Here is a 20,933-nt window from a genome sequence, read left to right as displayed (position 1 = left end):
CGCGTCCTCCGTCATTCCGTCGTCCACTGCGGGGGCGGTACGGGTCCCGGTCGGAGACCGGTGCTCCGACCGTTCGCTGACCCGATCATGCCTCAGATGTTCTCAGGTCCGCCGTCGCGGCGGGCCAGTTGGGCGAGCCTGCGGTGTTCCGCGGCCTTGCGCTCCAGGATCTCGGCCATCCTGAGGTGGTAGGCGGGCTCGTCCTCCTCGTAGATGTCGGGGATGCCGTCGCCGTCCTCGTCGCGCTCCTCGTTGTCGTACAACCGCCGGTAGATGTTGTTGCGCAGCTTGAGCAGGGTCGCGGCCAGCACCGCGGAGATGACCGAGGCGACCAGGACGGCGGCCTTGACCTCGTCGGTGAGCAGCGGGTCGCCGTCGAAGGCCAGTTCGCCGATCAGCAGCGAGACGGTGAAGCCGATACCGGCCAGCGTGGACACGGCGAAGACGTCGGGCCACGACAGATCGGGGTTCAGCGTGGCGCGGGTGAAGCGGGCCGCGGACCAGGTGCCGCCGAAGACGCCGACGGTCTTGCCGACGACCAGGCCGATGACCACGCCCAGCGTCTCGGGCTTGGCGAAGACGTCGCCCAGCACGTGCGCCGACACCGTCACACCCGCGCTGAACAGCGCGAACAGCGGTACGGCCAGGCCCGCGGACAGCGGGCGCACCAGGTGCTCGATGTGCTCGCCTGGGGACTGGCGCTCGCCGTCGCGGGTGGTGCAGCGCAGCATCAGGCCCATGGCCACGCCCGCGATGGTGGCGTGCACCCCGCTGTTGAGCATCAGCGCCCAGATGACCAGGGCGAGCGGCAGGTAGACGTACCAGCCGCGTACTCCCGCGTGCAGCAGCAGCCAGAAGAGCACCAGGCAGGCGGCGGCGCCGGCCAGCGCCGCGAAGTTGATCGTCGAGGTGAAGAAGACGGCGATGATCAGGATCGCGATGAGGTCGTCGACGACGGCGAGCGTGAGCAGGAACGCGCGCAGCGCGGCCGGCAGCGCGGTGCCGATGACGGCGAGCACCGCCAGCGCGAAGGCGATGTCGGTGGCCGTGGGGACGGCCCAGCCCTTGAGCGACCCGCCGCCGGCGCCGCTGACCACGGCGTAGACGAGGGCGGGCACGGCCATGCCGCAGAGCGCGGCGATCACGGGGAGCGCGGCGGCGGACGGCGTACGCAGCTCGCCGGCGACCAGCTCGCGTTTGAGCTCGACGCCGGCGACGAAGAAGAAGACGGCGAGCAGGCCGTCGGCCGCCCAGTGCGCGACGGACAGGTGCAGGCCGATCGCGGACGGGCCGAAGTGGAAGTCGGCGGCGGACTCGTAGCTGTGGTGCAACGTGTTCGCCCAGACGAGTGACGCCACGGCGGCCAGCAGGAGCAGCACACCGCCGACGGTCTCCGTGCGCAGGGCGTCGGCGAGGAAATTCCGCTCGGGCAGTGACAGCCGGCCCAGCAGGACGGCGGTGCGGCGGCGCCTCGTCTCGGACACGGGGGCGGGCCTCCTGGAAGTCGTTCGACCGGCTGTGGACACAGCAGCGCTGTGTGCCGACCAGACTTCCCGGCGCTCCCCTCAGTCTTGTCGCCATCCTGACGCGACATGTCGTCAGGCTAGCCCGTGCGGGGGAGGGGCGCGGCGGGGAGGGCGTCCCGGTGCCGGGACGCCCTCCCCTTCGTGACGCGGGTCAGTCCTCGCTGGCCGCGCTCGGCAGCCGGGTCTGGATCAGGTCCATGACCGAGGAGTCGGTGAGCGTGGTGACGTCGCCCAGCTCGCGGTTCTCCGCGACGTCGCGGAGCAGGCGGCGCATGATCTTGCCGGAGCGGGTCTTGGGCAGCTCGGAGACGATGAGGATGCGCTTGGGCTTGGCGATCGGGCCGAGGGTCTTGCCGACGTGGTCGCGCAGGGCGGCCACCAGGTCGGCGCTGTCCTCCGCGGTGCCGCGCAGGATGACGAAGGCGACGATCGCCTGCCCGGTGGTCTCGTCGGTGGCGCCGACGACCGCGGACTCGGCGACCTTCGGGTGCGAGACCAGCGCGGACTCGACCTCGGTGGTCGAGATGTTGTGGCCGGAGATCAGCATCACGTCGTCCACCCGGCCCAGGAGCCAGATGTCGCCGTCGTCGTCCTTCTTGGCGCCGTCGCCGGCGAAGTAGCGGCCGGGGAAGCGCGACCAGTAGGTGTCGAGGTAGCGCTGGTCGTCGCCCCAGATGGTGCGCAGCATCGACGGCCACGGCTCGGTGAGGACCAGGTAGCCGCCGGAGCCGTTGGGCACCTCGTTGGCCTCGTCGTCCACGACGGTGGCGGCGATGCCGGGCAGCGGGGTCTGCGCGGAGCCGGGCTTGGTGGCGGTGACGCCGGGCAGCGGGCTGATCATCATGGCGCCGGTCTCGGTCTGCCACCAGGTGTCCACGACCGGGGTGGTGCCCGCGCCGATGTGCTCGCGATACCAGATCCACGCCTCGGGGTTGATCGGCTCGCCGACGCTGCCCAGGATCCGCAGGCTGCTCAGGTCGAACTTGGCGGGGATGTCGTCGCCCCACTTCATGAAGGTGCGGATCGCGGTGGGCGCGGTGTAGAGGATCGTGACGCCGTACTTCTGGACGATCTCCCAGAACCTGCCCTGGTGGGGGGTGTCGGGGGTGCCTTCGTAGATGACCTGGGTGGCGCCGTTGGCCAGCGGCCCGTAGACGATGTAGGAGTGGCCGGTGACCCAGCCGATGTCGGCCGTGCACCAGTAGACGTCGGTCTCCGGCTTGAGGTCGAAGACCGCGTGGTGGGTGTAGCTGGTCTGGGTCAGGTAGCCGCCGGAGGTGTGCAGGATGCCCTTGGGCTTACCGGTGGTGCCGGAGGTGTAAAGGATGAACAGCGGGTGCTCGGCGTTGAAGGCCTGCGCGGTGTGCTCGACGGACTGGCGGCCGGTGATCTCGTGCCACCACACGTCGCGGCCCTCGGTCCAGGCCACGTCCTGGCCGGTGCGGCGGACGACCAGGACGTGCTCGACCTGCGGGGTGCGGGAGACCGCGTCGTCGATGGCGGGCTTGAGCGCGGAGGGCTTGCCGCGCCGGTAGCCGCCGTCGGCGGTGATGACGAGCTTCGCGTCGGCGTCGTCGATGCGGGAGGCGACGGCGTCGGCGGAGAAGCCGCCGAAGACCACCGAGTGGGCCGCGCCGATCCGGGCGCAGGCGAGCATCGCGACGACCGCCTCGGGGATCATCGGGAGGTAGACCGCGACGCGGTCGCCCGCACCGACGCCCAGCTCGGCCAGGGCGTTGGCGGCGCGGCTGACCTCGTCCTTCAGCTCCGCGTAGGTGATCGACCGGCTGTCGCCCGGCTCGCCTTCGAAGTGCAGGGCGACCCGGTCGCCGTTGCCCGCCGCGACGTGCCGGTCCACGCAGTTGTAGGCGACGTTCAGCTCGCCGTCGGCGAACCACTTGGCGAACGGCGGCTTCGACCAGTCCAGCGTCTGGGTCGGCTCGGTCGCCCAGCTGAGCCGCCGGGCCTGCTCGGCCCAGAAACCCAGCCGGTCGGCAGCGGCCTGCTCGTAGGCAGCCGCGGTGACATTCGCGGTGGCGGCCAGCTCTGCCGGGGGTGCGAACCGCCGCTCCTCCTTCAGCAGGTTGGCCAGGCTCTCGTTGCTGCTCACGCCAGCTCCTTGTCAGGGTGTCCCGGATGTCCCAGCACTACCTCATCAGTCCTGGCGCACCCTGACAAGGGTTCACTGCGAAAATGGTTTAGACCTTTGCGGTCAGCCCGTACGCCTCGGGCTCAGGACCGCCGTCGCCCGCCGGCACCACCTGCTGCCCGGCCTCCGGCCGCACCGCGGCGAACACACCGGTCGTGTTGTCCAGGATGTACGCCTGCGCCTCGCCGACGTGGAAATACATGCCGTGCAGTTGGAGCGCGCCCTCCGACACCCGGCGGGCCACGCACGGGTGAGCCATCAGGTGGTCCAGCTGCTGCACCACGTTGACCAGGCTCAGCCGCTCGTGGTCGTCGGCCACCGGGCGGTCGGCGAGGGCCACTTCGCCGCGCCCCAGCCTGCCGATCCTGGACATCCGGGCCAGACTCGGTCTGCCGTGCCGCAGCCAGCGCGCCAACGGTGTCTGCGCGCCCGGCTCGTGGTCGGAGCCCAGCAGTGCCTGCATCGCGCCGCACCCCGAGTGCCCGCACACCGTGATGCTGGAGACCTCCAGCACGTCCACCGCGTATTCGACGGCGGCGGCCACCGAGTCGCACGACGCGTCGGAGCCCGGCGGCGGCATGAGATTCCCGACATTGCGGACCGTGAACAGATCGCCAGGACCGCTTGAGGTGATCATGCTGGTGACCAGCCGGGAGTCGGCGCAGGTGATGAACAGCTGGCCGGGCCGCTGTCCTTCGCGGGCCAGCCGCGCCAGCTCCTCGCGGACCAGCGGCGCCGTGTTGCGCTGGAAGGCGCTGACCCCGCCGAGCAACTGCCCGCCGCTGGTGGCCGGCACCACTTCCGACCGGGTGCAGTGGTGGTTGCGCCACGGCGTCCAAGGACGGCAGGCGTGCGCGCTGACCGGCTCGCTGACGGACTGTCCCGCGCCGTCGCCGAAGACCGCGCGGCCACCGCGTGACCTGTGCCGCGCGCACCAGCCGCGCAGCGCCTCGTACGCGGCATGGTCCATGAACGACCCGTCCAACTCCACCACGGCATTCGCCCCGTCCGGCACCTGGGCGAACGCCCTGGTCAGCCGAGGCACCGCCAGGAATGTCAACTGCCCGGACACCCGCACCCGGTGGCAGTGCGGCTCCTCGGTCACGGTGACCCTGGTGCGGGTCAGGCTCCGCAGCGCGAGGACGACGGCCACCGCGCCGCCCGCGACCACTCCTTGCAGCACCCCGAAGACCACCACCGTGCCCAGAGTGGCCGCGTAGACCGGGAATTCGCGGTGCCGCTGGACGTGTCGGATGTGCGCGAAGCTCACCATCCGCACCCCGACCAGCATCACCAGTGCCGCCAGCGCCGCCAGCGGGATCGCCTCAAGCGCGCGTCCCGCCACGCCGGCACACAGCAGCACCCACACGCCGTGCAGCACGGTGGCCCGCCGGGTCCGCGCGCCCGCCTCGACATTCGCAGAGCCGCGCATCGCACCGCCCGCGATCGGCAGCCCGCCGAGCAGCCCCGACAGCATGTTGGACGCACCCTGGCCGAGCAGCTCCCGGTCCAGCTTCGCGGGCGGGACCTGGGCGCCGGCCTCCCGTCTGGCCTGCAGCGCGTCCACCGCGACCGCCGACAGCAGCGATTCCATGCTCGCCACCAGAGTCACCGTCAGGACCACCGTGGCGAGCCCGAGGACCGGCCCTTCCGGCAGCGCGGGCAGCGCGGGTGTCTGCCAGGCGGGCAGCTCGACCCGCGGCACCGACAGGCTCGCGGCGGCCAGCGTCGCCAGCGCCACCGCGGCCAGCGGCGCGGGGACCTTCCGCAGCACCCGGCCGGCCCTGCCTCTCAGCCGCGGCCAGCCGAGCAGCACGACCACTGTGATCGCGCCGATGAAAGGGGTGACGGGATGGCTGTCGACCAACTGGTCGGGAAGCGCCGCGATGTTGTCGATCGTCGAATTCTGCGGGCTGCCGCCGAGCACGACGTGCAGCTGGCCGATGGCGATGACCGTACCGATGCCGGCCAGCATGCCGTGCACGATGGCCGGGCTGACGGCGAGTGCCGCCCTGGCCACCCGCAGCACCCCGAGCAGCAGCTGCGCGAGCCCGGCGAGAACGGTGACGGCGCAGGTGGCCCGCCAGCCGTACCGCTGGACGAGATCGGCGGTGATCACGACAAGGCTGGTGGCGGCGCCGCTCACCTGGAGCGGTGCCCCGCCGAGCAGGCCGGCGACGATGCCGCCGACCGCTGCGGCGACCAGGCCCGACTGGAGGGGCGCGCCGGTCGCCAGCGCGATGCCGAGCGAGAGGGGGACGGCGATCAGGAAGACCGTGATCGAGGCGGACAGATCGGATCGATGGAGGTTTCTGCGGAGTCTCATTTTCCCGTCTCCTTCGGTGGGCGGCGGGACTCGGTAGCGCAGTGTCATCACTCGCTACTCTCAAGAGCCGGTAAATGAACAGTAATGGCTCGAATGCGGAGAGTGAAGTCCAGAGGTCGGATCCGTCTCTTATTTACTGCTATCGAGTGATTCGGCAGATGAACGGGCCGGTCGAAGCCGCCACCCAACGTGACCGTGTCAGCTTGGGGATCCAGCTCGTGGCCACCCGCGCCGACCCCTGCGATGCGAGGTACGAATGCACTCCGTGCGCAAGACGCCGTCCCTGGTCGCCGCGGGTGCCGCGGCCGCCGTGCTGGCCCTGGGCGCCAGCGCCTGCTCGTCGGGCGCGGGCGCCCACCGCGGCTCGGACGGCCCCGGCGGCCCCGGTGCCGAGGCGCCACCCCAGGTGCCCCGCGTCCTGCGGTCGATCGGCGACGGCTCCACCGGCGACAGCGGGCCGCAGCCGCACCAGCCGGACTTCCACCGGCTGCGCCCCGGTGAGAAGCCCCCGCAGTTCGTGGTCTTCTCCTGGAACGGCGCCGTCGAGGACTCCGGGCGGCTGCTGTCCCAAGTCCGCGGGGTCGGTGAGCGCGGCGGCGCGGCGATGACGTACTTCCTCAGCGGGACCACCCTGCTGCCCGCCGACCGCAAGGACCACTACGCGCCGCCGCGCCACCCGCGCGGCACCTCCGACACCGGCCCCACCGACCGGGCGACCATCGCCGACACCCTGCAAGAGCTGCGGCTCGCGTGGGCGGACGGCAGCGAGATCGGCACGTACTTCAACGGCCACTTCTGCGGTCAGGACGGCGACGCCGCCGACCAGGCGGCGGGCGCGAGCGGTGCTGTGGGAGGCGCTCCGGGGGGTGCCGGCGCCGAGGACGCCGCCGACAGCGGGCCCGGGGCCTGGACCCCCGAGGAGTGGGCCGGCGAGATCCGGCAGGCGCAGGACTTCACCCAGCACTGGAAGACCAACACCGGACTCACCGCGCTCGCCCCGCTGCCCTTCGACTACGTGAAGGGCGTCGTCGGCGGCCGCGCCCCCTGCCGTACGGACCCGGCGGGGCTGGCCCCCGCGGCGAAGGCGGCCGGATTCCGCTACTCCGCCGACCCCTCGGGACAGCCGCAGGTCTGGCCGTCGCGGACGGACGGGCTGTGGCACTTCCCGCTCCAGGACGTCCCCGTTCCCGGCCGGGACGTCGAGACGCTGTCCAGCGACGACGGCTTCCTGTCGGTCCAGTCGGGCACACCGGACGACGGCACGGGGGACCCGGAGCAGCACGCCGCCTGGGGCCGGCAGATGTACGACGGCCTGGTCGCCGGTTTCGACCGGGCCTACGGCGGCAACCGCGCACCGCTCGTCATCGGCAGCCACCTGGAGTCGTGGAACGGCGGCGTCTACCTGAAGGCCGTCGAGGACACCGTCAAGGAGGTGTGCGGGCAGCGGGACGTGCGGTGCGTGTCCTTCAAGCAGCTCGCCGACTGGCTGGACCTGCAGGACCCGAAGGTGCTCGACCGGCTGCGCGGCCTCGATGTCGGGCAGGCCCCGAAGGGCGGCTGGGACGCCTACCTGCTCGGGGCGCCCACCACGCCGGGCGCCCCGGCCGCACCCGGGGCGCCCGCGTCCCCGGGAATGCTGCCCGAGGCGGTCAGGCCGGCTGGGCGCTGACCGGCTCGGGCCACGCCGCGGCTGCGGCGAGCGCGGTCTCGTCCAGGACGAAGCCGGGATCGATCTGGGCCGCCAGATCGGCCCCGGTCTTCGCGTTCCCCCAGCTCTCCGCGTTCTTGCGGTGGAAGTGCGCCATCTGCCGGGTGTAGCGGGCCCAGTCGCGGCGCTCGTAGGCGGCGTCCGCCCGCTCGTGCATCGTCCGCAAGGCGTGCCGGTCGGCCTCCTCCAGCAGTGCGAAGCGCGGCGGGCGGCCCTTCTCCATGGCCCGCACCCAGTCCGACTGCCCGACGGTGACCAGCAGGTCGTCACCGACCTCGGCCCGTAGGAAGGCCAGGTCGTCCGCGCCCTGGACCTTGTTGCCGATCACGGCGAGCGCGACACCGAAGTCGCGGGCGTAGTCCCGATACTGGCGGTAGACGGCGACGCCCTTGCGGGTCGGCTCCGCCACCAGGAAGGTCAGGTCGAATCGGGTGAACATCCCGGAGGCGAAGGAGTCGCTGCCCGCGGTCATGTCGACCACCAGATAGTCCTCCCGGCCGTCCACGAGGTGGTTCAGGTACAGCTCCACCGCTCCGACCTTGGAGTGGTAGCAGGCGACCCCGAGGTCGGACTCGTTGAAGGGGCCGGTCACCATCAGCCGCACCGAGGAGTCGTCCAGCGCCACATGGCGGGCGCAGGCGGCGTGCACCGGATCGTCGTCCGCGCCGGTGAGCCGCAGCAGGCGGGAGCCCTCGCCGGGCGGGGTGGTCTTGATCATCGTCTCCGCGGAGGCGATGCGCGGGTTCGTACCGCGCAGATACTCCTTGATCTCCGGCAGGTGCGCGCCGAGCGCGGGCAGCGCCGCGGCCTCGTCCTCGGTGAGGCCGAGTGCCGGGCCGAGATGCTGGTTGATGTCCGCGTCGACGGCGACGACCGGGACGCGCGCGGCGGCGAGATGGCGGATGAACAGCGACGAGAGCGTGGTCTTGCCGCTGCCGCCCTTTCCGACGAAAGCGATCTTCATGTTCGCCTAGCGTAGTCGGATGGTGACGGAGGATGACCAGTCGGAGTGGGAAAGGCCACTCGATCGTGGTCGATTGCCCTGTCGGGCGGTGCGTAGGGTCGTGGGCATGGCTACGAACGCTGATCCGTCCGCCGCCCAGGGGCTGTCCTCCGACCCGATGGTCGTCCTCGGGACGCTGCCCGGCGTGCCCGAGGCCGTCGACGCTGTCCGGCAGGCTGTGGACAAGCTCTACGGACACCGGGTGATGCGCCGCCGCTCCGACGAGGTGGCGTCCGAGGCGGCGCTGCGCGGCGCCCGAGGGTCGGCCGCGCTGGCCGGCGCCGACTGGCCGCTGGAGGAGGTCCGCCGGCGCAGCGACTTCTCCGCCGACGACCAGGCCCGTACGGTCGGGGCCGCGCTGCGGCTGACCGCGGAGGCCGGCCGGCTGCTCGGGGTGTGGCGCCGCTCGCCGATGCAGGCGCTGGCCAGGCTGCACCTGGTGGCGGCGAGCGGTGCGGCTGTGGACGACACGGTCGGGCGGCCCAGGCTCGCCGGTGAGCCGGTGGAAGAGCCACTGGTCTCGGTGGCGGAGATCGACCTCCCGGCGCCTCCCGAGGTCAATGCCCGGCTCGACGGCCTCACCGCGCTGCTGCTGGCCGGCACCGCGGCACCCGCGCTGGTGGTGGCGGCGGTCGTGCACGGCGAACTGCTGTGCCTGCGCCCCTTCGGCTCCTTCAACGGCCCGGTCGCCCGCGCCGCCGAGCGCATCGTGCTGATCGGCAGCGGCCTGGACCCGAAGTCCATCTGCCCGGCCGAGGTCGGCTACGCGGAATTGGGCCGGGCCGACTACCTGCGGGCCCTGGAGGGCTACGCCTCGGGCACGCCTGAGGGCATGGCGGAATGGATCGGCCACTGCGGCCGGGCACTGGAGCTGGGTGTACGCGAGAGCGTGGCGGTCTGCGAGGCCCTGCAGCGCGGCGCCGCCTGACCCTCTCGTCGCGGCGACGATCCCCGGGCCGCGTGCACCATGCACGCGGCGCCCTGCCCTGATTCCTTACGCCCGCGCCAGGAGGGATCCCTACGCCCGTGGCGCGCATCGGGCTCCGTACGCCCGTGGCGCGCGTCGGCGTGCCGGCCGGAAAGAGATGCGGCGGCACCATGGAGGTGCCGCCGCTGGCACGTCCGCCGAGTTACCAGTGCGTGCGCGAATATTGCCCATCAGGTCGGGGACTTCGCCCGTTACCTGGTGCGGCTGGCCCGGTTGGCGGGTCGGCTACGCGTGGGTGCCCGGCTTTCGTGCTCGGTCCGTGGGCCAACTGCTGTGAACTGCGGTCTTCCTCTCGGAAGTCCGTGGTCTCGCGGGCCGTTACCACCTTTTTACCGCCGACCGGCCGGTAGTGGAACCCCTGGCGGCACTTCTTTACTTTCGGTCGAATTACGACATAACAACCGGCCGGCGTCGGCGGGCCGCCAGCCAGACCAGCCCCGCCGTGGCGGCGGCGGCGCCCACGGCGGCCGCCGCGAGCACCGAGCCGGCCGGCATCGACAGCGACGGGATGCGCTGGTTCAGCCGGACCGGACGGCTGAAAGTGAGCACCGGCCATTCGCGCACGACGGCCTCCCGGCGCAGCGCCCGGTCCGGGTTGACCGCGTAGGGGTGGCCGACGGACTCCAGCATGGGGATGTCGGTCACCGAATCGCTGTAGGCGAAGCACCGCTCCAGGTCGTAGCCCTCCGAGCGGGCGAGCTCCTCGATCGCCTCGGCCTTCGCGGGCCCGTAGACATAGTGCTCGATCTCGCCGTTGTACGCGCCGTCCTTCACCACCATCCGGGTGGCGACCACATGGTCGGCGCCGAGCATCTCGCCGATCGGCTCGACCACCTCGGAACCGGAGGCGCTGACGATGACGACGTCACGGCCGGCGGCGTGGTGCTCCTCGATGAGCGACGCCGCCTCGTCGTAGATGATCGGGTCGATCAGGTCGTGCAGCGTCTCGGCGACGATCTCCCGCACCTGCTGGACATTCCAGCCACGGCACAGCTCGGAGAGGTATTTGCGCATGCCTTCCATCTGGTCGTGATCTGCGCCGCCGACCAAGTACACGAACTGGGCATACGCGGTGCGCAATACCGCGCGCCTGTTGATGAGGCCGCCCTGGTAGAAGGATCGCCCGAAGGCGAGCGTGCTGGACTTGGCGATCACGGTCTTGTCGAGATCGAAGAACGCCGCGGTGCGCGGTGGCAGGTGGTTTTCCACAGGACGAGCATAGGCAACCACCATTCGGCCTAAGGTCAGGCGCGTGGGTTTGCTCTCGAAGGCCATCGGGTACACCATGGAAGTCACGGATCGTTCGCGACCGTGCTAACCCGGTCTGGCTCCTCCCCCCCCGAGTCGGACCGTGGGGACGACCCCCGCTCTCCCCCCCGGCGGGGGTCGTCGCATGTCCGGACCCGTTCTGCCGCCTTCGGCCGGGTCGTGTGCCGTGCTCGACCATGAGGGTCTCCTTCACGTGTGTGCGGGCTCTGTCTCGTACGACGTGTGACGTTCCGTAATCGTTGCCCGCTCGTCGCGAAGTCACCCGTGTGGGTGGCGGGTTATCCACAGGCGCCGAGTTGTCCACAGATTCCGACCAAGATCATCTCAATTCCCGCTTCTCGCCCCAAGCTGATCTCAGCGACGCACGCCGTGCTCGCATCTCAAGCGACGGGGGCAGAGAAATGTTCGGATCCATCACGCCCGAACCACCGCGGACCGCAGGCGAACGGCCGGGCGGACCGCTGATTGTCACGGATGACGAAAGGCTCCTCGACGACCTGCTGCGCCTCTGCGCGGCCGCCGGTTCCGAACCGGAAGTCGTCTTCGCCGCGCCACCTCGCGCGTCGAGTTGGGACAGCGCCCCACTGGTCCTGGTGGGCGCCGAGGCGACCGACCGGGTGCGCGGGACGGCCCGCCGAAAGGGGGTCCTGCTCGTCGGGCGGGACCTGGACGACTCCGAGGTGTGGCGCAGAGCGCTGGATGTGGGCGCCGACCACGTCCTGCTGCTGCCCGACGCCGAGACGTGGCTGGTCGACCGGATCGCCGACATCGCGGAAGGCGTCGGCCGACCCGCCCTGACCATCGGGGTGGTGGGCGGCCGCGGCGGCGCCGGCGCCAGCACTCTGGCCTGCGCTCTCGCCGTCACCTCGGCGCGGGCCGGCCGCCGCACCATGCTCATCGACGGCGATCCGCTCGGCGGCGGCCTCGACATCCTGGTCGGGGCGGAGCGGACCGGCGGGCTGCGCTGGCCCGACCTCGCCGACTCGCGCGGCCGGGTCAACAGCGGAGCGCTGGAGGAGTCCCTGCCGCGGCTCGAATCGCTCAGCGTGCTCAGCTGGGACCGCGGGGACTCCGTGCTCATCCCCGCGCAGGCCATGAGGTCGGTGCTCGGCGCCGCCCGGCGCCGCGGCGGGGTGGTGGTGGTCGACCTGCCGCGCCGGGTGGACGAGGCGGTCGCCGAGACCTTGGCCCAGATCGACGTCGGCCTGCTGGTCGTGCCGGCCGAGCTGCGCGCGGTCGCGGCCGCCACCCGGGTCGCCGCGGCCGTCAGCATGGTCCTCAAGGACCTGCGGGTGGTGGCCCGCGGCCCCTTCGCCGCCGGGCTCGACGACCGCGAGACCGCCCGGCTGGTCGGACTCCCGCTGGCAGGCGAACTGCCCCTGGAGAGCAGGGCCGCCGACGCGCTCAGCGGCGGGGGACCACCGGGCTCGTCGGGGCGCGGGCCGCTCGCCCGCTTCTGCACCGCTTTCCTCACGCAGGCGCTCGCAGGCGGCGGGAGCGTGGCGGTATGAGCGCCGAGCTGCTCGACGCCGTGCGGCTCAGGCTCGCCGAGCACGGCGGCGAGGCGACGCCCGCCCGGGTCGCGGCGGCGCTGCGCGCACAGGGCCGGCTGCTCGGGGACACCGAAGTGCTCGGCGTGGTCGGCGCCCTCAGGTCGGAGCTGGTCGGCGCGGGCCCGCTGGAGCCGTTGCTCGCCGACCCGCAGGTCACCGACATCCTGGTCAACGGACCTGACGAGGTGTGGATCGACCGTGGCAGGGGTCTGGAGCGCGGCACGGTCCGCTTCGCCGACACCGCCGCCGTCCGCAGGCTCGCGCAGCGGCTCGCGACCAGCGCAGGACGGCGGCTCGACGACGCGCGTCCCTGGGTCGACGCCCGGCTGCCGGACGGCACCAGGCTGCACGCGGTGCTGCCGCCGGTCGTGGTCGGCTCACCCTGCCTGTCGCTGCGGGTGGTGCGCTCCCGCGCCTTCACCCTCGGCGAGCTGGTCACCGCGGGCACTCTGGACGCCGGGACCGCCGCGCTGCTGCGGTCCGTGCTGGACGCCCGGCTCTCCTTCATGATCAGCGGCGGCACCGGCTCCGGCAAGACCACCTTGCTGTCCTGCCTCCTGGGCCTGGTCGATCCCGCCGCGCGCATCGTGCTCGCCGAGGACTCCGCGGAATTGCGGCCCGACCACCCGCATGTCGTCCGACTGGAGACCCGCCCGGCCAACCAGGAGGGCGCGGGCGAGGTCACCCTGCGGGACCTGGTCCGCCAGGCGCTGCGGATGCGGCCCGACCGTCTGGTGGTCGGCGAGGTGCGCGGCGCTGAGGTCACCGACCTGCTCAGCGCCCTGAACACCGGTCATGAGGGCGGCTGCGGCACGGTCCACGCCAATGCGGCAGCCGACGTCCCGGCCCGGCTGGAAGCCCTCGGCTCGACCGCGGGGCTCGACAGAGCCGCCCTCCACAGCCAGTTGGCGGCGGCCCTGTCCCTGGTCGTCCACCTGGCCCGCGACAGCGCGGGCCTGCGCAGGGTCGCCGAGATCCATGTGCTGCACCGCGGCTCCGACGGCCTGGTCGGCACCGTGCCCGCACTTCTGCGCGACAGCGGTGGCCGGTACGAACGCGGGCCTGGCTGGCAGCGGTTGCGGCAGCTGTGTGCGCGGGGTGCGTCATGAAGCGCCAGGCTGGTCCGACCTGCGGATGGCTGGAGCGGCGTGCCCCGGACGGCGGTGCGCGGTGCGGGCCAAGGTCTGCCGCGGGCGCGACGGGCGGTTTCGCGAGCGCGGCCGGAGGGCGGCGGAGATCGCCTGCCGATGGGTCCTGGTCGCGGGGGCGCGCCGTGAGCGGGTCGGGCGGTTCCGGACGTGCCGCTCCCGGTCGACGAGGGCCGTGCCTGTCGGTCGGCGATGTGCGCCGGGCCGCGGTGCCGGGGCTCGGGGGTGGGGTGTGATGGCGACCGATCCGATGGCGGTGGCGTGGGCCGCCGTGATGTGTGTCGGCGTGCTCCTGTGGGCGGTCGTGGACGACGGCAGGCTGCGGTGGCGGGCTCGGCGGACGCTCGGCGGGGACTGGCCGGACGGCCGGAAGAGGACGCGGACGGCGCGCGGTTCCGGTGGCGGGCCCGGGGAGCGGCTGCGGGAAGTGGTCGAGGTGCTGCGGTGCCGCGCGGGGCGGTATGCCGTGCGGGGTGGCAACGGGCCGCGGTGGTGGCACCGGTGGGCCCGTGCCGAGGTGCTGTGCCTGCCGGCCGGGGCGGTGCTCGCGGCGGCGACCCGGTCGGTGCTGCCGCTGCTCGCCGGGATGGCGGCGGTCCCGCCGGCCGGGCGCGCGCTGCGGCGGCGGGCCGAGCGGGCGGCGGCCGAGCGCGGTGCCGCGGCGGTCGGCGCGCTGTGCGGAGCGCTGGCCGGTGACCTGCGGGCGGGCCGCCCGCCGCATGCCGCGCTCGGCGACACGGTCGAGGCGGCCGGCTGGCCTGATGTGCCGGAGCTGTCCGGCGCCGCACGGCTGCTGCTGTCGGCCGCCAGATTCGGCGGCGACGTGCCGCAGGCGCTGCGGGTGGCGGCCCGGCTGTCGGAGGGCACGCGCGGCCTGGCCGCGGTGGCGGCCTGCTGGCAGGTCGCGGTGGACGGTGGCGCGGGCCTGGCCGCCGCCCTCGACCGGGTGGCCGCCGCGCTACGGGCCGAGGCCGACCAGCGCGACGACCTGCGGGCGCAGTTGGCGGGCCCGCGGTCCACCGCGGGGCTGCTGGCGCTGCTGCCGCTGTTCGGCGTCGTGCTGGGCGCGGGCCTTGGCGCCAGGCCCGCGCGGGTCCTCCTCCACACTGCGACCGGCCTGTTGTGCCTGCTGGTGGGCGGCCTTCTGGAGTGGGCGGGTCTCGCCTGGACGGCCCGCATCATCCGCGCGGCGGAGAACGGGCGCGGTGCGGCTCCGGCGGCCGACCGGACCCTGGCGCCGGGCGGGCCTGGTGGGCCGGGCCGGCTGGTGCGGCGGGAGCCGGCCGGTCTGGGCGAGGTGGAGCGGGCGGACCGGGGGCCGCGGGCGGTGGCGGTGGTGGCCGTCGCGAGCGCCGGCGCCGGCTCTGTCCACAGCCTGGGGACAGCCGTCGCGGCGCTGGCCGCCGCCGGCGGAGCGCTGGCCGTCGCCGGGGGCGGCGGGTCGCAGCGCAAACGGGTCAGGCGGCTGCGCGCCGCACTGGGCGAGGTGCGGACGCGCCGGGTAGAGCCCGACCGACTGCGGCAGGCGGTCGGCGGTCCCGTACGGCGCTGGGGTCCCGCGGCAGCCGCCGGGCTCGTGGCGGGAGCACTCGTCGGCGGGGCGCTGGGCGTCCTTGTGGGGCTGCTTGCGGCCGCCGGGGTCCTCCGGGTGCTCCGGGGTCGCCTGAGGGCCGCAGACGGCCGCACGGCGCCCCCGGAGCCCGATCCGGCGCAACTGCCTCTGTGCGCCGACCTTATGGCGGCCTGTCTGGCCGCGGGAGCGAGTCCGGGCGAGGCGGCCGGGGCGGTGGGCGGCTGTCTGGGCGGGACGTTGGGGGCCGCGCTGATACGGGCTCAGGCCGAGTTGCGGCTCGGCGGGGACCCGGCGGAGTGCTGGCAGCGCTTCGGCGGACTGCCCGCGGCCCGTGAGATGGGCCGGTGCCTGGCCAGGGCCTCCACGACCGGTGTCGCACCGGTGGCGGAGATGTCCCGGCTGGCCGCGGACCTCCGTGCCGCGCACGGCCGCACGGCCCTCGCAGGGGCCAGGCGGGCCGCGGTGCTGGCCACCGCACCCCTCGGCCTGTGCTTCCTGCCGGCCTTTCTGCTGGTCGGCGTCGTGCCGGTGGTGATCGGCCTGGCAGGCACGGTGCTGGGCGCCGGCAGCGGCTGAGCCGGCCCGACGCCGGCGCCGCAGATCGAACACACAGCAGGGGGCGTGGTTCCGCACGCCCCGAATCGGCCCGGGACCGGTCCGGAACCGGCTCCAGGGCAACCCGAAACAGGAGGAAATGACCATGGGCATCATCAAGTGCAGGCCGGCGGGGAAGACCGTGCGGCAGCCGCTCGACGTGAACAGCCGCAGGACGTCCGTCCGACGTCTTCCGGCGTGGTGGGACCGCAGGATGCGCAGTTGCCGGGCGGCGGCCGAGGCTGGAATGAGTACGGCGGAATACGCCGTAGGGACCATTGCGGCGTGCGGTTTCGCGGCCGTGCTCTACAAGATCGTGACCAGCGGGCCCGTGAAGTCCGCGCTCACCGCGGTGATCGAGAAGGCGCTCCATGCGTCGTTCTGACCGCCGCGCGGCTCCCGGCCACTTTCCCGGCCGGGAGCCCGCGGGGCGCGGCGAGCGGGGATATGTCACGGCGGAGACGGCGATCGTCATTCCGGTGCTGGTCGTGCTGGCCGGGTTGCTGATCTGGGGCCTGGCCGCCGCGGCGGCCCAGGTCAGGTGCGTGGACGCGGCGCGGGCCGGGGCCCGGGCGGCGGCCAGGTCGGAGCAGGCCGCCGATGTGCTCGAGGTGGCGCGGGAGGCCGCGCCCTCCGGGGCGCGGGTGAGCGCGGGCCGGGCGGGGGACCTCGTCACCGTGCGGGTGACCGTGCCCTGGCCCCGCTTCCCGGTCACGCTGACGGCGCAGGCCGCCGCCCTCGCCGAGGACACCGTGGACGGGGGTGGCGGGCCATGACCGGGCGGCGCGGGCACGGCGACCGGGGTTCGGCCACGGTGTGGTCGCTGGGCATCGTCGCCGTGCTCCTGGCGGTCTTCGCCACCGGGCTGTTCATGGGTCAGGCGGTCGTCCTGCGGCACCGGGCGGGCGCCGCGGCGGATCTGGCCGCCCTCGCCGCGGCCGACCACGCCCTGGACGGCCGCAGCGCCGCCTGCGCCCTCGCGGTCGAGGTCGCGACGGCCCAGGGCGCCCGACTGGCCGCCTGCACTGTCACCGGCGAGTTCTCCGACGTGGTGGCGGACGTCGGCGGAGCCGAGGTGCGCTCCCGCGCGGGCCCATCACTCGACCCGGCCCCGGCCACCCGGGTCGCGGCCCTCGGGCCCGGCGGGCCCTTCGACGCCCCCGCCGTCGGGCGGCTGGGATGCGCCGGGCGCGGTGTCCGCCGGGCCGCCGTCCCGGCCGCTCGACGTCGGCCCGGCGGGGCCGTTGCTGCCGGCGGCGGAGCCTTCGGCGCCCGCGTCGTCGGGCTGCCTGGCCGCGTCGCTGTCCTCGAGCCCGGCGGTGTCTTCGGCGGCGGTGTCGTCGGAGGGCGCGGGCGTGGCGGCGGGCTGCGCGTCGGGGCTGTCGGGCGGTGCGGATGCGGCCGCGGGCTCGGCGGCGGGCCCTTCGGCCCCCGCGCCCTCGGAGGTCTCTGCGGCCGGATCGGGCTGCGCTTCGGGGGCGGGCGCGGAGGACAGGAGGGAGGTGAGGAGGCGGACTGCGGCGGCCTTGTCGAGCGGGTCGTTGCCGTTGCCGCACTTGGGGGACTGGACGCAGGAGGGGCAGCCGAGATCGCATTCGCAGGCGGCGATGGCCTCGCGGGTGGCGGTGAGCCAGGTGCGGGCGGTGTGGAAGGCGCGTTCGGCGAAGCCGGCGCCGCCGGGGTGGCCGTCGTAGACGAAGACGGTGGGCAGGCCGGTGTCGGCGTGCAGCGGTACGGACACGCCGCCGATGTCCCAGCGGTCGCAGGTGGCGAACAGCGGGAGGAGGCCGATGGAGGCGTGCTCGGCGGCGTGCAGGGCGCCTGGCAGCTCCTCGGGGTGGATTCCGGCGGAGTCCAGCTGGCCGTCGGTGACGGTCCACCAGACGGCGCGGGTGCGCAGGGTGCGCGGCGGGAGGTCGAGCTTGGTCTCGCCGAGGACCTCGCCGGTGAGCAGCCGGCGGCGAAGGTAGGACACCACCTGGTGGGTGACCTCGACCGAGCCGAAGTGGATGCGGGCCTCGCCCCAGGGCTCCTCGATGTCGGTGGACAGCACCCGGACGGCGGTGGTGTCGCGGGCCATGGTCGAGTACGGCGGGTCGGCGCGGGCGACCAGGGCGACGTCGTCGTCCAGGTCGAGGCGTTCGACCAGGTAGGTGCGGCCCCGGTGGAGGTGGACGGCGCCGTCGTGGACGGCGGTGTGGGCCGAGGAGGCGTCGACCGTGCCCAGCAGGCGCCCGGTCGAGGACTCCACGACCTGGATCGGCTTGCCGCCCTCGCCGCGGATGTCGGCGAGGTCGGCGGCCCGTTCCCGCCGGGTCCAGAACCAGCCGGCCGCGCGGCGCCGCAGCAGCCCGCGCCGCTCCAGCTGCGCGACCAGCGCGGGCGCCTCGGGTCCGAAGAGGGCGAGGTCGTCGTCGGTGAGCGGGAGTTCGGCAGCGGCGGCGCACAGGTGCGGGGCGAGGACGTACGGGTTGTCCGGGTCGAGGACGGTGGATTCGACGGGCTGTTCGAAGATCGCCTCGGGGTGGTGGACCAGATATGTGTCCAGCGGGTCGTCGCGGCCGACCATGACGGCGAGCGCGCCCTGCCCGGAGCGTCCGGCCCGGCCGGCCTGCTGCCACAGCGAGGCGCGGGTGCCGGGGTAGCCGGCCAGGATGACGGCGTCGAGCCCGGAGATGTCCACGCCCAGTTCCAGCGCGGAGGTGGAGGCGAGGCCGAGCAGCCGGCCGGAGTGCAGGTCGCGTTCGAGGGCCCGGCGCTCCTCGGGGAGGTAGCCGCCGCGGTAGGCGGCGACCCGGGCCGGGAGCGCGGGGTCGATCTCGGCGAGGCGCTCCTGGGCGATCAGCGCGACGAGCTCGGCGCCACGCCGGGAGCGCACGAAGGCGACCGTGCGGACGCCCTGGAGCACCAGGTCGGTGAGCAGGTCGGCGGCCTCGGCGGTGGCGGTGCGGCGGACCGGGGCCCCGTGCTCGCCGGACAGCCGGGTCAGCGGCGGCTCCCACAGGGCGAAGGCCAGCTCGCCGCGCGGCGAGGCGTCGTCGGTGACCTCGGCGACCCGTACGCCGGTGAGCCGGGAGGCGGCGCGGGCCGGGTCGGCGGCGGTGGCGGAGGCGAGCAGGAAGACCGGCTCGGCCCCGTAGCGGGCGCAGATCCGCCGCAGCCGGCGCAGCACCTGGGCGACGTGCGAGCCGAAGACCCCGCGGTAGGTGTGGCACTCGTCGATCACGACGTAGCGCAGATGGCGCAGGAAGGTGGACCAGCGGGCGTGTCCCGGCAGGATGCCGCGGTGCAGCATGTCCGGGTTGGTGAGCACGTAGGTGGCGTACTGCCTGACCCATTCGCGTTCCTCGACGGGCGTGTCGCCGTCGTAGACCGCGGGGCGGATCGCGGTGCCCAGCGGTGCCGCGAGCGCGCTCACGGCCCGCCGCTGGTCGGCGGCCAGCGCCTTGGTGGGCGCCAGGTAGAGCGCGGTGGCGCCGCGGCCGCCGGCGCCCGGGGCGTCGACGCCGTCCAGCAGCGCGCTGAGGACCGGCGCCAGATAGCCCAGCGACTTCCCGGAGGCCGTGCCGGTGGCGACGACCACCGACTCGCCGCGGGCCGCGTGCTCGGCGGCGAGCGCCTGGTGCTCCCACGGACGGTCGATCCCGGCCGCCGCGATGGCCGCCTCGACCTCCGGCCTGATGCCCGCGGGCCAGAATGCATGACGTCCGACCCGCGGGGGCAGGTGCTCCGTATGGGTGATGCGTGCGGCCCGGTCTGCCCCCGTGGCAAGCCGCTCCAGAGCGGTGCGGGGGGACGGGCGGCCGTGCGCCGACTGCGGAAGACGATCCTGAGCCATCGGCACTCAGTGTGTCACCGGCGTGACCGACAATCGCAGTAAGGCGTCGTGCTGGCCCACTGCGAAGTGATTGAATGCCATCGCGGCTGCCGGTCCTTCCCCTACCTTCGGTGGGAAGGCCCCTACTCCTCGGTGGGGAGGCCCCTGGGGGAGCCGCGTCGATGCAAGGTGCTGGAGGATCCGTGGACCTGTCCCTGTCGACCCGAACCGTCGGCGATCGCACGATCGTCGAGGTCGGCGGCGAGATTGATGTGTACACCGCGCCCAAGCTGCGTGAGCAGCTGGTGGAGCTCGTGAACGACGGGAGTTACCACCTGGTCGTGGACATGGAGGGAGTCGACTTCCTCGACTCCACCGGACTGGGTGTGCTCGTCGGCGGCCTCAAGCGGGTGCGCGCGCATGAGGGGTCGTTGCGACTGGTGTGCAACCAGGAGCGCATCCTGAAGATTTTCCGTATCACCGGTCTGACCAAGGTGTTCCCGATTCACACCTCGGTCGACGAGGCTGTCGCGGCGACCGACTGATCTTCGCCCGAGCGAAGGGGTACCGGACGGGACCACCGTCCGGACCCCTGTGATGCCCGCCCAAGAACCGAGGGGGAGGCCATGCCCACCGTAGAACTGCTCTTCAGCGCCCAGCCGGAGCATGTGCGCACAGCACGGCTCGTGGCGGCTGCTGTGGCGCGCCGGGCAGGGGTGGACGAGGCGGCTCTGGACGAGGTGCGGCTCGCGGTCGGCGAGGCGTGCAGCCGGGCCGTCGGGCTGCACCGCAGCAACGGCATCGAGGCGCCGGTGCGCGTGATGCTCAACGAGGACGAGAAGAAGTTCTCCATCGAGGTCGCCGACGAGGTCCCCGGCAATTCCTCCGGCTCCTCGCCGGACGTCGGCGCGGACGAGGCGGCCGACGACGAGGGCGAGATGGGCCTGGCCGTGATCAGCGGTCTGGTGGACGACGTCGAGGTCATCGAGGGTGCCGCCGGCGGAGTGATCCGCATGAGCTGGCCGACCGTGTCCGCCTAGAGGCCGACCGGGTCCGGCTGGAAACGGCCGTGTGAGTCGTCGCCGACCGGCCTTCGGCCGCTCGGTGACCTTCGTCGGGCGAATGTCCGGTTGTGCAATTACCGTGGGAATTCCCGACGGGCACCCTTTTTTGATCTTCTGCGGCTCCCTACAATCCGTCCATCTTGCTCAGCTCGCCTGAGCGTCGCGGCTTTGTCGAGCCGTAGGAGCCGCACGCCCATGCGCCAAACGTCAAGGAG

15 protein-coding genes and 2 pseudogenes are annotated in these 20,933 nt (G+C 73.4%); 11 read left to right on the top strand and 6 right to left on the bottom strand.

Going from position 1 to position 20,933, the window contains the following annotated elements:
- Positions 1–92: 92 nt before the first annotated feature.
- From nhaA to OG900_18305, 3 genes are all read right to left on the bottom strand, one after another.
- On the bottom strand, positions 93–1,484 hold the full coding sequence (gene nhaA / locus OG900_18315) for a Na+/H+ antiporter NhaA (protein ID WUH91866.1): 1,392 nt from the start codon (positions 1,482–1,484) through the stop codon (positions 93–95).
- Positions 1,485–1,677: 193 nt separating this feature from the next.
- Positions 1,678–3,636 carry an acetate--CoA ligase gene (gene acs, locus OG900_18310; protein WUH91865.1) on the bottom strand — a complete coding sequence of 653 codons (1,959 nt, stop codon included), beginning with the start codon at positions 3,634–3,636 and terminating at the stop codon, positions 1,678–1,680.
- Positions 3,637–3,724: 88 nt separating this feature from the next.
- Positions 3,725–6,001 carry a SulP family inorganic anion transporter gene (locus tag OG900_18305; protein ID WUH91864.1) on the bottom strand — a complete coding sequence of 759 codons (2,277 nt, stop codon included), beginning with the start codon at positions 5,999–6,001 and terminating at the stop codon, positions 3,725–3,727.
- A 265-nt stretch (positions 6,002–6,266) separates the two neighbouring features.
- Between OG900_18305 and OG900_18300 the strand changes: the two genes are divergently transcribed.
- Positions 6,267–7,670, top strand: a complete 1,404-nt coding sequence (locus tag OG900_18300; GenBank protein ID WUH91863.1) for a hypothetical protein — start codon at positions 6,267–6,269, stop codon at positions 7,668–7,670.
- Here OG900_18300 and OG900_18295 read toward each other — a convergent pair.
- Positions 7,651–8,673, bottom strand: a complete 1,023-nt coding sequence (locus OG900_18295) for an ATP-binding protein (protein ID WUH91862.1) — start codon at positions 8,671–8,673, stop codon at positions 7,651–7,653. The genes OG900_18300 and OG900_18295 overlap by 20 nt on opposite strands.
- A gap of 106 nt (positions 8,674–8,779) precedes the next feature.
- On the opposite strand from OG900_18295, the gene OG900_18290 reads away from it, so the two are divergent.
- Positions 8,780–9,640 (top strand): oxidoreductase, encoded by an 861-nt coding sequence (locus OG900_18290; protein ID WUH91861.1) that lies wholly within the window; start codon positions 8,780–8,782, stop codon positions 9,638–9,640.
- 447 nt (positions 9,641–10,087) lie between these two features.
- On the opposite strand, the gene OG900_18285 is transcribed toward OG900_18290, so the two are convergent.
- On the bottom strand, positions 10,088–10,933 hold the full coding sequence (locus tag OG900_18285) for an HAD-IB family hydrolase (GenBank protein ID WUH95821.1): 846 nt from the start codon (positions 10,931–10,933) through the stop codon (positions 10,088–10,090).
- 437 nt (positions 10,934–11,370) lie between these two features.
- Between OG900_18285 and OG900_18280 the strand changes: the two genes are divergently transcribed.
- The 7 genes and pseudogenes from OG900_18280 (at position 11,371) to OG900_18250 (ending at position 16,933) form a co-directional block, all read left to right on the top strand.
- On the top strand, positions 11,371–12,480 hold the full coding sequence (locus tag OG900_18280; GenBank protein ID WUH91860.1) for a CpaE-like family protein: 1,110 nt from the start codon (positions 11,371–11,373) through the stop codon (positions 12,478–12,480).
- Positions 12,477–13,631: a TadA family conjugal transfer-associated ATPase gene (locus OG900_18275; GenBank protein WUH91859.1), complete on the top strand. Its 1,155-nt coding sequence runs from the start codon at positions 12,477–12,479 to the stop codon at positions 13,629–13,631. The genes OG900_18280 and OG900_18275 overlap by 4 nt, the downstream gene beginning before the upstream one ends.
- 274 nt (positions 13,632–13,905) lie before the next feature.
- Positions 13,906–14,865 (top strand): annotated as a pseudogene (locus OG900_18270) (type II secretion system F family protein).
- Positions 14,866–15,405: 540 nt separating this feature from the next.
- Positions 15,406–15,819, top strand: a complete 414-nt coding sequence (locus tag OG900_18265; protein WUH95820.1) for a type II secretion system F family protein — start codon at positions 15,406–15,408, stop codon at positions 15,817–15,819.
- Positions 15,820–16,051: 232 nt separating this feature from the next.
- Positions 16,052–16,222, top strand: coding sequence for a DUF4244 domain-containing protein (locus OG900_18260; GenBank protein ID WUH95819.1), 171 nt, complete (start codon positions 16,052–16,054; stop codon positions 16,220–16,222).
- Positions 16,209–16,613, top strand: coding sequence for a pilus assembly protein (locus OG900_18255; protein ID WUH91858.1), 405 nt, complete (start codon positions 16,209–16,211; stop codon positions 16,611–16,613). Before OG900_18260 ends, OG900_18255 begins: the two co-directional genes overlap by 14 nt.
- A pseudogene (locus tag OG900_18250) lies at positions 16,610–16,933 on the top strand (flp pilus-assembly TadE/G-like family protein). Before OG900_18255 ends, OG900_18250 begins: the two are co-directional and overlap by 4 nt.
- Here OG900_18250 and OG900_18245 read toward each other — a convergent pair.
- Entirely contained in the window at positions 16,934–19,675 is a 2,742-nt protein-coding gene (locus OG900_18245; protein WUH91857.1) for a DEAD/DEAH box helicase, read from the bottom strand. It lies immediately after the preceding pseudogene.
- 182 nt (positions 19,676–19,857) lie between these two features.
- Here OG900_18245 and bldG point away from each other — a divergent pair, with 182 nt between their 5' ends.
- Both bldG and OG900_18235 read left to right on the top strand, forming a co-directional pair.
- Positions 19,858–20,199, top strand: a complete 342-nt coding sequence (gene bldG, locus OG900_18240; protein ID WUH91856.1) for an anti-sigma factor antagonist BldG — start codon at positions 19,858–19,860, stop codon at positions 20,197–20,199.
- 81 nt (positions 20,200–20,280) lie between these two features.
- Entirely contained in the window at positions 20,281–20,694 is a 414-nt protein-coding gene (locus OG900_18235) for an ATP-binding protein (protein WUH91855.1), read from the top strand.
- The last annotated feature ends 239 nt before the right edge of the window (positions 20,695–20,933 follow it).

It is taken from the genome of Streptomyces sp. NBC_00433, assembly GCA_036015235.1.
Lineage (GTDB): Bacteria > Actinomycetota > Actinomycetes > Streptomycetales > Streptomycetaceae > Actinacidiphila.
The sequence above is the reverse complement of the archived record's forward strand: the minus strand, read 5'-3'. Positions and strand labels throughout refer to the sequence as shown.